Source organism: Rhizobium laguerreae, assembly GCF_019778565.1.
Lineage (GTDB): Bacteria > Pseudomonadota > Alphaproteobacteria > Rhizobiales > Rhizobiaceae > Rhizobium > Rhizobium laguerreae.
Window position 1 is genome coordinate 356,207 of the sequence record NZ_JAAXQT010000001.1, and the last position, 12,178, is coordinate 368,384.

13 protein-coding genes are annotated in these 12,178 nt (G+C 61.8%); 6 read left to right on the forward strand and 7 right to left on the reverse strand.

Annotated features, from left to right (window positions below; translation table 11 throughout):
- The first annotated feature begins 294 nt into the window (after positions 1-294).
- The gene (locus HFO71_RS01705) at positions 295-1,833 is read left to right on the forward strand and encodes a hypothetical protein (protein ID WP_077978900.1); all 1,539 of its coding nucleotides are present in this window, start codon (positions 295-297) and stop codon (positions 1,831-1,833) included.
- A gap of 217 nt (positions 1,834-2,050) precedes the next feature.
- Here HFO71_RS01705 and HFO71_RS01710 read toward each other — a convergent pair whose 3' ends face one another.
- From HFO71_RS01710 to lgt, 6 genes are all read right to left on the reverse strand, one after another.
- Complete coding sequence (locus HFO71_RS01710; protein ID WP_011652946.1) at positions 2,051-2,983, reverse strand: ribose-phosphate pyrophosphokinase; 933 nt, start codon at positions 2,981-2,983, stop codon at positions 2,051-2,053.
- Between the two features lie 105 nt (positions 2,984-3,088).
- The gene (locus tag HFO71_RS01715; protein ID WP_221968275.1) at positions 3,089-3,910 is read right to left on the reverse strand and encodes a hypothetical protein; all 822 of its coding nucleotides are present in this window, start codon (positions 3,908-3,910) and stop codon (positions 3,089-3,091) included.
- 91 nt (positions 3,911-4,001) lie between these two features.
- Positions 4,002-5,153 (reverse strand): M24 family metallopeptidase, encoded by a 1,152-nt coding sequence (locus HFO71_RS01720; RefSeq protein ID WP_017961468.1) that lies wholly within the window; start codon positions 5,151-5,153, stop codon positions 4,002-4,004.
- A 5-nt stretch (positions 5,154-5,158) separates the two neighbouring features.
- Positions 5,159-5,953, reverse strand: coding sequence for a peptidoglycan editing factor PgeF (pgeF, locus tag HFO71_RS01725; RefSeq protein ID WP_077978898.1), 795 nt, complete (start codon positions 5,951-5,953; stop codon positions 5,159-5,161).
- A 111-nt stretch (positions 5,954-6,064) separates the two neighbouring features.
- Entirely contained in the window at positions 6,065-7,165 is a 1,101-nt protein-coding gene (locus HFO71_RS01730; protein ID WP_077978897.1) for a class I SAM-dependent methyltransferase, read from the reverse strand.
- Between the two features lie 18 nt (positions 7,166-7,183).
- Entirely contained in the window at positions 7,184-8,032 is an 849-nt protein-coding gene (lgt, locus tag HFO71_RS01735) for a prolipoprotein diacylglyceryl transferase (RefSeq protein WP_221968273.1), read from the reverse strand.
- Positions 8,033-8,233: 201 nt separating this feature from the next.
- Here lgt and HFO71_RS01740 point away from each other — a divergent pair, with 201 nt between their 5' ends.
- The 4 genes from HFO71_RS01740 to HFO71_RS01755 all read left to right on the forward strand — a co-directional run bounded on the left by HFO71_RS01740 (position 8,234) and on the right by HFO71_RS01755 (position 10,564).
- Positions 8,234-8,494 (forward strand): accessory factor UbiK family protein, encoded by a 261-nt coding sequence (locus HFO71_RS01740; protein ID WP_003541711.1) that lies wholly within the window; start codon positions 8,234-8,236, stop codon positions 8,492-8,494.
- Between the two features lie 388 nt (positions 8,495-8,882).
- Positions 8,883-9,383, forward strand: coding sequence for a type III secretion system chaperone family protein (locus tag HFO71_RS01745; protein ID WP_003541709.1), 501 nt, complete (start codon positions 8,883-8,885; stop codon positions 9,381-9,383).
- A 1-nt stretch (position 9,384) separates the two neighbouring features.
- Positions 9,385-10,212 carry a pyrroline-5-carboxylate reductase gene (gene proC / locus HFO71_RS01750; RefSeq protein WP_077978895.1) on the forward strand — a complete coding sequence of 276 codons (828 nt, stop codon included), beginning with the start codon at positions 9,385-9,387 and terminating at the stop codon, positions 10,210-10,212.
- 10 nt (positions 10,213-10,222) lie between these two features.
- A complete protein-coding gene (locus HFO71_RS01755) occupies positions 10,223-10,564 on the forward strand; it encodes a tRNA-binding protein (RefSeq protein WP_077978894.1) in 342 nt (113 codons plus the stop codon).
- Between the two features lie 30 nt (positions 10,565-10,594).
- On the opposite strand, the gene HFO71_RS01760 is transcribed toward HFO71_RS01755, so the two are convergent.
- Entirely contained in the window at positions 10,595-11,269 is a 675-nt protein-coding gene (locus tag HFO71_RS01760; protein WP_132610294.1) for an MBL fold metallo-hydrolase, read from the reverse strand.
- A gap of 286 nt (positions 11,270-11,555) precedes the next feature.
- Between HFO71_RS01760 and HFO71_RS01765 the strand changes: the two genes are divergently transcribed.
- Complete coding sequence (locus HFO71_RS01765) at positions 11,556-12,173, forward strand: DUF1236 domain-containing protein (protein ID WP_131630504.1); 618 nt, start codon at positions 11,556-11,558, stop codon at positions 12,171-12,173.
- The last annotated feature ends 5 nt before the right edge of the window (positions 12,174-12,178 follow it).

Genomic DNA, 12,178 nt, shown 5'->3' on the forward strand with positions numbered 1-12,178 from the left:
CGACGAACCGGAGGCGGTATGACCCGACCTCATCCGCGTTGCCTCCAAGGGTGTCTACACGGACCGGTGGCCTATATTATAAGTCGATCGGAAACGCAAGTTGCGGATTCAGGCCGTTTTCCGGCTATACAAGCGCTCCGGCAAGCCGAAAGCGCAGTCGGAATCGAGGCGCTTCTATCTCACGGCTCCGCAAGCAACAAGATTCAGCAATTCCCGCTCCGGTCGAGGTTGACATCGGCGCGCTTCCCCTTTTTGGATGCCGCATTCAAAAAGCGGCTGAGGAGAAATCGTACTATGCGTCTCAAACTTGTCACGGCAACGAGCTTGCTGGCACTTTGCCTTGTCACCACGGCCCAGAGCGCCGAGATCAACCAGGACGGCGCCAATGCGGTCAAGGACACTCTGACGAAGCTGCTTCCCGAGGATATGGCAAAGAGCGGCTTCATCAGCGTCAATCCGGCCGGCACGCGCTACGAGATCATCTATGATCTGGCGAAGCTGCTGACCAAGGTCGATCCGGCGAAATTCGCGATCAGTGGGCTGACGCCGTTCTCGACGTTCGCCACGCCCCTCGACAGCGGGCTCTGGAATATCGAGGGTGACAACAAGCTCAACGTCTCTGGCCATTTTAAAGACCCGGATCAGAAAACAACGAATTTCACCTATTCCATCGCTTCGATCGTCTACAGCGGTGTTTTCGACCCAGCAATCAGCTATCTGCGCTCAGGCACCTTCGCGATCAAGGACGTCAAGGTCGCCAGCAAGTCTGAGATTGCAGAAGTCAGCGCCAGAATCGCCAGCATGGACCACAAGCTGAGTTCGACGGACAGTTCAGGCGGCAACGGACGTATCGATTTTGTCGGCAGCGCCTCGATGTCTGGTTTTGTCGAGCAGGTTTCCAGTCTGCAAATGCCGCCCATCGAACTTCGTGCCGGCTCAATCAATGTCGATGCCAAGGTGAACGGCCTGCCGGCGAAGCAGATTCGCGAGATGGTCTTCTTCGCGCTCGAGCATCTCGATGAGAAGGAATTGAGCGCGGAAAATACCGACAAGATAAAGGCAATAGTGAAGGAAGCTTTTCCGCTTCTGACCTCGTTCAGCGAGACGATCGGGATCAACGACCTGGCCGTCATAAACGAGATGGGCAAGGGCGGTGCCAAGGCATTCGGCTACAACCTCGCCATCGAAGGGCCGAGCGACGCCATGCGTTTCGGCTTCGGCATGAACGCCCAGGAGATCAGCCTCGACACGCCGCTAATGCCGGCAAATTATGCGCCATTCATGCCGACCAATTTCGATTTTCAGCTCGCTGTTCCGAACCTGGATTTCGCAAGCTTCGGCGACGCCCTCATGGCGGTGGATTTCAATGACAAGGCACCCGAGAAGACCGGCGAGGAGATGGCGAAGAAACTCTTCCGCGACGGCCTGCTTATGGTGGAGTTTCCGAAGGTCAGTGCCAAGTCTGAGGTCTACGACCTCGACATGACGGGCAAGATCGAGGGGCGGATCGACACCGAGAAGGACTATTCGATGGAGGCGACGATCCTTGCCCGCGATCTCGACAAAACGATTGCCGCGGTTCAGGAGCTTGCCAAGACGGATCCTGATCTCAACCAGGTCTCCTTCGGCATCATGATGGTGAAAGGTTTCGCCAAGACCGATGCAGATGGCCGCTCGCGCTGGGACATCAGTGTCAGCCGGGATGGTGCAGTCGCCGTCAACGGCCAGCAGATCAAGGGGCCGGATGGTCTGGATCAGGATCAGGGGCTGCAGACTGAGCAGGAACCGGATCAGGGGCAGGATGCGGCACCTGCGCCACCGCAGCAGCCTTGAGCGTTATCAATCGGGAATCAGAAGTGAAAGAAGCCGGCCTTGTGCCGGCTTCTTGCGTCTTACGTCGCAAGCTTCGCCGAGACCAACGATCGGGACGGCTGTCACGAACGCGGCTCTGCGACAATCAACGGTCAGCAATTCATGCGGTTCGAAGAGCTGTAATAGCTTGGTCCACCTGATGTAGAAATCGAAAGAGCCGATCGAATGCCGGCTCTTTTTAATCGAAGAGGCTGGAGACGGACTCTTCCTGAGCTGTTCGGCTGATGGCTTCGCCGATCAGAGGGGCCGTGGTCACGATGCGGATATTGTGCGCCGAGAGAACCGCCGTGGTCGGCTGGATCGAATCCGTGATGACGAGCTCGCGAAGCTTCGAGGAAGTGACGCGGGTGACTGCGCCGCCCGAGAGAACGCCGTGGGTGATATAGGCGGTGACGCTGGATGCGCCCTTGGCCAGCATCGCGTCGGCCGCGTTGCAGAGCGTGCCGCCGGAATCAACGATGTCGTCGATCAGCAGGCAGTCCTTGCCGGTGATGTCGCCGATGATGTTCATGACTTCGGATTCACCCGGCCGCTCGCGACGCTTGTCGACGATGGCCAGAAGACAGTCCAGCCGCTTGGCAAGCGCGCGGGCGCGAACCACACCACCGACGTCAGGCGAGACGACCACGACGTTGCTGAGGTCATAATGGCTCTTGATGTCGCGCGTCAGCACGGGCATGGCGAAGAGATTGTCGGTCGGAATATCGAAGAAGCCCTGGATCTGCCCGGCATGGAGATCGAGCGTCATGACACGGTCGGCGCCGGCTTCTGTAATGAGGTTCGCGACCAGCTTGGCGGAGATCGGCGTGCGGCCGGAGGCGCGGCGGTCCTGACGCGCATAGCCGAAATAGGGAAGGACGGCGGTGATGCGGCGGGCTGACGAACGACGCATGGCGTCGATCATGATCAGCAGTTCCATCAGGTGGTCGTTTGCGGGAAAAGCGGTCGGCTGCACGAGGAAAACGTCCTCGCCGCGCACATTTTCCTGGATTTCCACGAAGATTTCCTGATCGGCAAACCTTCGAACACTGGCTTTCCCCAAGGGAACATTGAGATAGTTGCAGATCGCTTCGGCGAGTTGCCGGTTCGAATTGCCCGCGAAAACCTTCATTTTGGTCCGCCTGTTACGCGCTGATAGCCGCGCTTTTTAGTCAGCTTCCCCGTGAATGCAAGGGCAAAGGCGCCACAGCCTTCCATATTTGCAAAAAGTTTGTGACTAACCTCCCTGAGCCTGCCGCCAGGAAGAGAATTCCGCGATGGTTTTCGAGGCGATCTGCTGCATCACCGAGGCCGGAACGCCCGCCCATGGATTGGCCGCGGCCGTCGGCACGCTTTCCTGGCCCTGGATGCGGTGCAGGCGGCCCCCGCCGCTGTCGAGAATGTCCCAGACATAGACCACGGTGACCTTGCCGTCGTCGCTGAAGGCGGAGAGGTAGCCCTTGAGGATGTAGTCGCTGCTCGCGTCGTTCGAACTCTTGATGGAAAGGCCGTGCGCGCGCGCTTCGGCACCGAGCTGGCGCGAGAGCGGTGTCACGGCCTGCACCGGCGCGCCGATGATCGGTAGGAAGCGCACGGTATTGCCGCGGGCGGAGGAGGAACTGGGGGGGAGGGCGGCGGTCTGCTGCGGCTGTTGTGCCTCGGCCGGCGGAGCCGGCTGTGCGGCAAGTTCATCACTGGCCGCCGGTGGGGGCAGCGATTGTCCGTCGATCGGGGCAGAGGCGGCCGGTGAGGAGCCGCTTCTCGACAGGGCGTCTGCCTGTTCCTGCATCGTCGTCGGCGCCGCGCCGGTGCCGGGTCGATAGGCCCGCTGCGACTGACCATAGGCTGGATGGTAGCCGCCCTGCTGCGAGCTTCCCGAGAAACTCGGCTGGCGGGTGCCTGCCAAGCGCTCGGCTTCGCTCTGCGTCACCGGGCTCGACGGGGCGCCCCCGGAGGAATTGCCGATGTCGACCTGCGGCGTCAGCGCATCGGTCGTGTTGCAGGCTGTCAGTAGAGCCATGACGAACAGGAGCGTGGGCACAATCGCAGCTCGCGTCATCCCTTGGTCCGTCCTTCCCGCAATCGCAATCAGCCCCACCCGAATTTATGCGGGTGGGGACGGTCGTCTGTCAATTCCGGATTCTCACCGGTCAGAGCCCGATGAAATCGAGCGGATGGCGGGATAGCGCGCGCGGCGCATCCGCAGTCGTCAGATAGGTCTGGCCGAGCGTCATCGCCGTGCCCGTATCGGAATCGGCGATGATCATGTGCACGAAGAGCGACATGTTCGGCTCGATCGGCTGCGGATTGCCGACATGGAACATCTGATGCTCCATCCAGGAGGGCGAGAAGCGGGCGCCGAGCGAATAACCACAGGCATTCAGCCGGTGGCGGGCCAGGCCGCGCTCGTCGATGATCCTGGCATGCATGTCGAAGACATCGCCGAAGGTCTGGCCGGGCTTGAGCACGGTCTCGATCGCTTCGATTGTTTCGCGGCAGGCGTTGTAAAGCTCGCGGTGGCGATGCGTCGGCTCGCCGATGACGATCGTGCGCATCATGGCGGCATGGTAATGCGCATAGGCGCCGGCCCATTCGAGCGTCAGTTGGTCGTTGGCGTCGAGCTTGCGGCGGCCGGCCTTGTAGCGGCAAAGCAGGGCGTCGGCGCCGGAGCCGATGATGAACTCGTTGGCGGGGTAGTCGCCGCCGCCGGAAAAGATCGCGCCCTGCATGGCGGCGAGGATATCGGCCTCGTCGGCGCCGGGTTTTGTCAGACGGATCGCGGCATCGAGCGCATCGTCGGCGAGCACGGCGGCGCGCTCGACATAGGCGACCTCCGTCGGGCTCTTGATCAGGCGCAGGCGGCTGACGAGGTAGGAAGCGTCGACGATCTGGCCGAAGGTGGTCAATTGCGCGTCGAGCAGCCGGGCGACGCGGCCGGTCATGCCGTGCGTATCATATTCGATGCCGATGCGGGCGCCGAGCAGGTCCATTTCGACCAGCAGGTTCTTCAGGTCGAGCGTCGGGTCGGCATTGACCCGGTCGACCCAGATATGGATGTCCTCAAGGATCGAGGTATGCCTAGCCTGGCGAAGATCGGCCGAGCGGGTGATCAGCGCCATGGTGCCGTCGCTCTTGACGACCAGCGTCTGGAAGAAGCAGTAGCCGAAGGTGTCGTAGCCCGTCAGCCAGTACATGCTTTCCTGGGCGAAGAGCAGCAAGGCGTCGAGCTTTTCTTCCTTCATCTTCTCGGTGAGGCGCGCAAGCCGGCTTGCGAATTCGGCCTTTTCGAAGTGCAGTGCCATTCTGCTCAAGTCTCCCTAATTGATATCGCGGAAATCTGGCGGCCGTAATCCGGCTCCTTGCGATGTGTCGTCCTGCGGTAGGAAAAGAAGCGCTCGTTGTCCACATAGGTGCAGAGGCCGAGGCTTTCGGCACGCACGCCGGCTTTCGTCAGCCGGTCGACGGTCAGCGCCGGCAGGTCGAACATAGCGTGGCCGGGCGTTGCGGAAGGCACGAAATAGCGCTCGTCCTCCGGGTTTTCGGCGACGAAACGCTCGACGAACTCAGGGCCGACCTCATAGCTCGCCTGGCTGATCGAGGGGCCGAGGCAAGCGACGATGCGAGCGCGGTCCGCACCGAGCGCCTCCATGGCGGCGATGGTATTTTCGAGCACGCCCGTCAGCGCGCCCTTCCAGCCGGCATGGGCGGCGCCGATGACGCGATTGTCGGGGTCGGCAAACAGGATGGGTCCGCAATCGGCGGCGAGCACGCCAAGCGCAATGCCAGGGGTGCGGGTCACCATCGCATCCGCGTCGGGGCGGGCGCCGTCGTAATCGGCGCCGATCGTCACGACATCGGCGGAATGGACCTGATGCGTGGTTGCCAGCCGCTCGACCGGCAAGCCGAACCAGGCGGCGACGCGACGGCGGTTTTCCAGGACCTTGTCGCGTTCGTCGCTGGAGCCGAGGCCGACGTTAAGGCCACGATACAGCCCCTCCGAAACGCCGCCGGCCCGAGTGAAATATCCGTGCCGGATCGTGGCGCCCGTCGCTTCGTTCAGCAGCGCGCTTTCGATCGGTGCGGGAGAGGCCGCGTCCTGCATCTGTGATTCCGGGGTTTTCGAGGGGTTTGTTATTATCCCAAGCGCATCGCATATGCGGCGCGCTCTAAGTTCTTGTTTCGGGCCGATGTTGAACCAGCCGCGTGCGCCCTGTCAATCCACCGGACGAAAGGGCATGAGATCGAGGGGGGGATAGGAGACCGCCATCACCTTGAACAGTTCGCCCATCCGGCCTTCACCGGCGCCGGCGAGCCTTTCGACCGCCGCCTGGATGACCTGCTGGGTTTGCGGTTCGCGATCGCGGCCGAGCGCGGTTGCGCGCTCGATGATGCCGAGGCCGGTCAGGAAATCACCCTGATGCAGGGCGCCGTTCAGATGGAGGCCGGCCGCAAGTGCCGTTTCGGCGAGCTGCTGGAAGTCGACATGGCTCGTCAGATCGGCTTCGCCGGGATGGGCGAGCGGCGGGTCGAATTCATGCATGCGCACGGCCTGCAGCGTATCTCCGAAACCGGTGACGAGATGGCCGTAGTCGATCGTAAGCGCCGTGCCGCCGAAGGCGCGCAGCCGCTCGCAGATCGCCATCATCACCGCCTGGCGAGCAGGCGAGATCTCGAAGAGCGTGCCGACCGGCACGTTCTGCACCGGTTCGGGCAGCAAGGTGGGATCGAGGCCGGCGACGCCGGCGGCGAAAGTCAGCTCGCCATCGGCGTCGATACCGACCATGCGCTCACGGAACCCCGTTGGCATGCGGACGAACTGGCGGATCGGGATGGCGTCGAAGAGTTCGTTGGCGGCAATCAGCGTGAAGCCGGGCGGTACTTCGTCGAAGCCATCGTGCCAGGTGATCTTGTCGCCGTGGGGTTCGAGCGTCTGGCTCTGAACGTCGCGCAGGCGCTCGCTGGTTTCGACGAGATGCACGGTCATCGCGTCGAAAAGCGGTGGAGCGATGCGGGAAATGACGCGCAGCATGTCGGCCATCATGGTGCCGCGGCCGGGGCCGATCTCGACGAGGCGGACGTCTGTCGGTGTGCCATGGCGCTGCCACGCATGGACGATGAAGACGCCGATCATCTCGCCGAAGATCTGGCTGACTTCGGGCGCGGTGACGAAATCACCGGAACGGCCGAAGGGCTCGCGGGTGCGGTAATAGCCGTGTTCGGGGTCTGCGAGGCAGAGCGAGAAATAATCGGTGACGCTGATCGGGCCGTTGGCCTGGATAATCGCCTTGATCTTTTCGCCTAGAGCGGTGGTCATGTCGCGCGTCCTGCCGTTTCAGAGCTGCAGCGCAGCCTGGCGGCGGGCCCGCAGCATCGCCCAGAGGCCAAGCAGGATCATCGGGAAGGAGAGCACCATGCCCATGGTCAGCCAGTTCGTGCCGAGCAGGTAACCGAGCTGGGCATCAGGCTCGCGGAAGAATTCGACGAAGATGCGCGACAGCGCATAACCGCAGACGAAGACGCCTGTAATGAAGCCGGGGCTTTTCAGCGCGCGCATGCCATAGACGAAGGCGGCCAGCACCAGGAGCAGAACGATGCCTTCGAGACCGGCTTCGTAAAGCTGGCTCGGATGGCGGGCGAAGGGACCGCCGGTCGGGAAGACAACGGCCCAGGGCACGTCGGTCAACCGGCCCCACAGCTCGCCATTGATGAAATTGGCGATGCGGCCGAAGAACAGACCGAAGGGAACGACGGCGGCGACAATGTCGAACAGGCTCCAGACCGGGATGGCGTTACGGCGGGCAAAGAGGATCATGGCGATCGTCGTGCCGGTCAGACCGCCATGGAAGGACATGCCGCCGTTCCAGATCTCGAGCGCACGGACGGGAGTGCGCAGGACGGCGGGGAGATCATAGAAGAAAATATAGCCGAGACGACCGCCGAGGACGACGCCAAGCGCTGCCCAGACGATGAAATCATCGAGCTGCGTCTTTGATATCGGCGAGACGTTGCCGGGCCAGAGACTGTCATTGGCGGCGATGCGACGCGCATAGGCCCAGCCGAGCAGGATGCCGGCGACATAGGCGAGACCGTACCAATGAATCGCCAGCGGGCCGATCGAAACGGCGATCGGATCGATATCCGGGAAAGGCATGATGGCAAGGAGATTGGCTGCTGTCGGCAAGGTTTTCCACCTGTTGAGTTGCGCGGAACATGCCGCTGCGATCCCGGACGGTCAAGTCCATTGTTCGTGATGGCCCGTTCCCGGCCGGTTCCGGCAAGCTTATCCCGTGTAAAGCGCTTGCATCGTCGATGGCGAAGCCCTACCTCAATCCTCGAGGCCCTGAAGGGCTGAATTCACCTCATGCGAAGGGAGAAAAACGCCATGACGACCGGAACGAACCGCATCATGGACGAATTCGCCAAGCTGATGACCGATGCGGCCGGTGCCGCCCAGGGCGTCCGCAAGGAGATCGAAACCGCCTTCAACGCCCAAGCCGAGCGTTGGCTGAACAGCATGGACATCGTCAAGCGCGAGGAGTTCGAGGCCGTGCGCGAGATGGCGATCAAGGCACGCGACGAGAACGAGGCGCTTGCCGCCCGCATCGCAGCACTCGAGGCGAAGCTTGCCGGCGAGGGCGCTTAAGTCCCGATACGACACAGATGCGGCGTTGCCTTCATGCCACACGCCGCATCTTCCTTAAAAAAACCAGGTGAGTTTTCCACCTGTGGACACTGCCAAAAAAGCCAATTCGCAGAGTCGCTTATTCTCCCTTCTGAATTGAATTTCGAAGAGCCTTTCCACAGTGGTCGGTCCTATTTTCGGTTCGGGGGGCTGGCAGGGGACCAGGGGCGCTATACACTGATTTTAAATGATGATTCGAAGCGACGTGGTAAGCTCCGGGCAGGTTATCTGCGTTAAGTCTGGCAGCGGTTCAACGATCATCCGAGTGGTGGTTCCGGTATTTTGCGTGTGTCTTTCTTGTGTTCGTACACCAAGTTAGTCGCATTCGTTCCGGTCAAGAAGGTGCTGCATGAACCTGATGGAATTGGAAGTCGAGCGTCAGTCGAACCCGGTCGATATGATCGAGTACGTTGCCTCCAACAACGACTGGTCGTTCGAACGGTCCGGCGAGGACGAGATCGCGATGACGGTCGAGGGCCGCTGGACGGACTACCACGTCTCCTTCTCCTGGATGGAGGAATTCGAGGCGCTGCACCTTGGCTGCGCCTTCGATATCAAAGTTCCCGACATCAGGGTCAACGAGGTGGTCAAGCTGCTCTCGGCGATCAACGGGCAGGTGCTGATGGGTCATTTCGACCTCTGGCGCCAGGAAGATGTCGTCATTTTCCGCCAATCGCTGCTGCTTGCCGGCGGTGCGGAGCCTACCAATCGCCAGGTGGAGGTGCTGCTTTCCAGCGCGCTTGACACCTGCGAGGCCTATTTCCAGGCATTCCAGTTCGTCGTCTGGTCCGGCATGGAAGCGACGAAGGCGATGGAAGCCGTGCTGTTTGAAACGGTCGGCGAGGCATAAGATGCCGACGAAGGCTTTCTCCTCGACACATCCCGTCGTTCTGATCGGTGCCGGAAACATGGGCGGGGCGATGCTCTCCGGCTGGCTGAAAAGCGGCGTTCCGGGCTCGGCCGTCATCGTTGTCGATCCGGGCCCGTCGCCGGCGATGCTTTCGACGATCAGCGAGGCTGGCGCGACCCATCTGACTGCGCTTCCTACGGATTTGAAGGCAAGCGTGCTGTTTCTGGCAGTCAAGCCGCAGGTGATGGAGACGGTGCTGCCGGCGGTGAAGAGTGCCATCGGGCCGGACACGGTCGTCGTCTCGGTCGCGGCCGGCAAGACGCTCGGTTTCCTCGAGAAACATCTCGGCAAGGCCGCCATGGTGCGGGCCATGCCGAACACGCCAGCCATGGTCGGGCGCGGCGTCACCGGTGCTTTTGCGAATTCAGGGGTCAGCGATCCGCAGCGCGAACGCGTCCATGCCCTTCTGCACGTCTCGGGGCCGGTCGAATGGGTGCCGGCGGAAGCCGATATCGATGCCGTGACGGCGCTTTCGGGCAGCGGTCCGGCTTATGTATTCTATCTCGTCGAATGTATGGCGGAGGCAGGCCGTAAACTCGGCCTGCAGGCGGACCTCGCCATGCGTCTTGCGCGGGAAACAGTCGCGGGGGCTGGTGAACTCATGCACCAGTCCCCCGACGACGCTTCGCGGCTGCGGGAAAATGTGACCTCTCCCGGCGGCACGACGGCGGCGGCGCTCGCCGTGCTGATGGCCGAAGACGGCATGCAGCCCTTGTTCGACGCAGCCCTTGCGGCGGCGCGCAAGCGAGCCGAGGAACTGGCTGGCTGACGGAGACCATATGGCAGAAGAGATCACCTACGCCGATTTCGAGCGTGTCGATATCCGCGTCGGCACGATCATCGAAGCCGGCCCCTTTCCGGAGGCGCGCAAGCCGGCGTTCAAACTCCTGATCGATTTTGGTCCTGACATCGGCATCAAAAAGTCCTCAGCGCAGATCACCGTGCATTATACGACGGAAAGCCTGATCGGCCGGCAGGTGCTCGGCGTCGTCAACTTCCCGCCGCGCCAGATCGGGCCGTTCCGCTCGGAAGTGCTGACGCTGGGATTCGAGGATGAGAACGGCGCGATCGTGCTTGCTGCGGTCGAACAGCCGGTGCCGAACGGCAGAAGAATGATGTGAGCGCGAGCTTACAGCTATTTGTTCCGGGCTTCACGTGGCAGGATCGGATCCTCCACGAGGTTTGATCTCCTGCAGGAATGGATTGCTTCGCCGCTCGTCGCCGATGCGGCTGCCGGGGCCGTGGCCGCAGATGAAGCCGACGTCGTCGCCGAGCGGCAATACCTTGTCGCGGATCGAATCGAGAAGCTGCTGATGATTGCCGCCCGGCAGGTCGGTGCGGCCGATCGAGCCGTTGAAAAGCACGTCGCCGAGATGGGCGAAATTCTGCGCACGGTTGAAATAGATGACGTGGCCGGGGGCATGGCCGGGCGTGTGATAGACTTCGAATTCATGGGCGCCGAAAGAGATCTTGTCGCCGTCCTTCAGCCAGCGGTCGGGCACGACGTCGCGCAATCCTGATATGCCGTATTTTTCAGCCTGGGTTTCGATCCGTTGCAGCAGCGGCAGATCGTCCTGATGCGGGCCGACCACGTCGACGCCGAGGGCCTCCTTCAATTCACTGGCGCCGCCCGCATGGTCGAGATGGCCGTGTGTCAGCCAGATTTCATTGATGGTCAGGCCGTTCTGGGCAATCGCCTGCAGGATGAGCGGCACGTCGCCGCCGGGATCGACGACGACGCCTTCCTTGGTATCGGGATCGAAGAAGATCGTGCAGTTCTGCTGGAAGGGTGTCACCGGAATGATGCCGGCCTGGAGCATGCCCATATGTGCCTCGCTTCGTATCTCTATTGCTTCGGGTATATCCGAAACCACGGCAAGGACAGCCGGAATCTTCCGCCATTGCGGCCTGCCTCACGGCAAAAAGACGGACTGAAACAAGAGTTTATGCCTCTCTTGGCCACTGCCGTAGAGCGGAAAAATCGAATTTTGTTTAATTCTTCAAGGTACTTGGATGAAATCTCCGACAAGCGGCGTTTCGCTGGGCGGAGTGCCGGGGAACATCGGGGAACCCCGCGCGTTGTCAGCGCATCGAAACCAAGGAGACGCTCACATGACGTTGAAGAGAAACATTCTGTTGGCTGGAGCCGTGCTCCTGGCGAGCGGCGGTCTTGCGCAGGCGGAGATGATGGCGACAACGGTCAATGATCTCAACGTTCGCGCCGGCCCGGGCCCGCAATATCCCTCGGTCGGCCTTGCCACCCGCGGCTCGACCGCGGTCCTCGACGGCTGCATCGAAGGCAGCCGCTGGTGCCGCGTCGACGTCAACGGCATGCGCGGCTGGGTCTATGCTGATTATCTGCAGGTCGATCATGGCGGCACGTCTGTTATCGTCGAACAGCACCGCGCCGAGATCGGCGTTCCCAGCGTGACTTACGAGTCGACCGCGAGTGTCGTTCCGGCCGATCCGCAGCCGGCACCGGGCGACGAGTTGCTCGGCCCCGTCGGTGCGGTCGAGACCATCACCCCACCGGAGACAGTCCGCACCTACATCGAGACCAATCCGGGTGAGACGGTGCAGCTCGGCGGTGACGTCGTCGTCGGCGCGGAAGTGCCTGCCGATGTCACCTTCCAGTCGATCCCGGATTACGAGTATCGCTATACCAGGATCAACGACCGGCCGGTGCTGGTCGATCCCGGTACACGCCGGATCGTCTACGTCTATCAGTGACGTGA

What these genes read in the sequence shown, in the direction of transcription:
- HFO71_RS01730 (WP_077978897.1), bottom strand. Translation starts at nt 7,165, where the DNA reads ATGACCACCGCTCTAGGCGAAAAGATCAAGGCGATTATCCAGGCCAAC.
- HFO71_RS01720 (WP_017961468.1), bottom strand. Translation starts at nt 5,153, where the DNA reads ATGGCACTGCACTTCGAAAAGGCCGAATTCGCAAGCCGGCTTGCGCGC.
- HFO71_RS01765 (WP_131630504.1), top strand. Translation starts at nt 11,556, where the DNA reads ATGACGTTGAAGAGAAACATTCTGTTGGCTGGAGCCGTGCTCCTGGCG.
- HFO71_RS01745 (WP_003541709.1), top strand. Translation starts at nt 8,883, where the DNA reads ATGAACCTGATGGAATTGGAAGTCGAGCGTCAGTCGAACCCGGTCGAT.
- HFO71_RS01715 (WP_221968275.1), bottom strand. Translation starts at nt 3,910, where the DNA reads ATGACGCGAGCTGCGATTGTGCCCACGCTCCTGTTCGTCATGGCTCTA.
- HFO71_RS01710 (WP_011652946.1), bottom strand. Translation starts at nt 2,983, where the DNA reads ATGAAGGTTTTCGCGGGCAATTCGAACCGGCAACTCGCCGAAGCGATC.
- proC (WP_077978895.1), top strand. Translation starts at nt 9,385, where the DNA reads ATGCCGACGAAGGCTTTCTCCTCGACACATCCCGTCGTTCTGATCGGT.
- HFO71_RS01755 (WP_077978894.1), top strand. Translation starts at nt 10,223, where the DNA reads ATGGCAGAAGAGATCACCTACGCCGATTTCGAGCGTGTCGATATCCGC.
- pgeF (WP_077978898.1), bottom strand. Translation starts at nt 5,953, where the DNA reads ATGCAGGACGCGGCCTCTCCCGCACCGATCGAAAGCGCGCTGCTGAAC.
- HFO71_RS01760 (WP_132610294.1), bottom strand. Translation starts at nt 11,269, where the DNA reads ATGGGCATGCTCCAGGCCGGCATCATTCCGGTGACACCCTTCCAGCAG.
- HFO71_RS01740 (WP_003541711.1), top strand. Translation starts at nt 8,234, where the DNA reads ATGACGACCGGAACGAACCGCATCATGGACGAATTCGCCAAGCTGATG.
- HFO71_RS01705 (WP_077978900.1), top strand. Translation starts at nt 295, where the DNA reads ATGCGTCTCAAACTTGTCACGGCAACGAGCTTGCTGGCACTTTGCCTT.